This window comes from Streptomyces sp. WM6386 (assembly GCF_000972385.1).
Taxonomy (GTDB): Bacteria; Actinomycetota; Actinomycetes; order Streptomycetales; family Streptomycetaceae; genus Streptomyces.
This window is the reverse complement of sequence record NZ_JXTE01000774.1, coordinates 1-316: the sequence shown is the minus strand read 5'-3', so window position 1 is coordinate 316 and position 316 is coordinate 1. Positions and strand designations below refer to the sequence as shown.

At 71.5% G+C, this 316-nt stretch carries 1 protein-coding gene; it reads right to left on the bottom strand.

Annotation, left to right across the window (positions count from 1 at the left end):
* On the bottom strand, positions 1-316 hold a 316-nt coding region (locus TN53_RS43615), incomplete at both ends, for an AfsR/SARP family transcriptional regulator (protein WP_046264487.1).

The window sequence follows — 316 nt, the reverse complement described above, 5'->3', positions numbered from 1 at the left end:
GGACTGACCCGCATCGAGGGCGGCTTCGGACCAGTCCTCGCATACGGTCAGGTAACGGCCTGTCAGCCGCTCGGCTTCGGCCCGCACCGGTTCCGAGCAGGCCAGTTCCGGCAGGGGAGGACCGGTCCACAGGTGCCGTGCCCGGCCGAGGAGCCGGGCGGCGGTTTCCATGTCGCCGTCGTCGGCCGCTTTGCGACCGGCCCGCGCGAGCACCTGGAACTGCAGGGCGTCGAGTTCGGAGTCGGCCAGCTTGAGCAGATAGCCTCCCGGACGGCTGATGAGCCGGTCCCCGGCACCGGCCTCGGCCAGGGTCTTC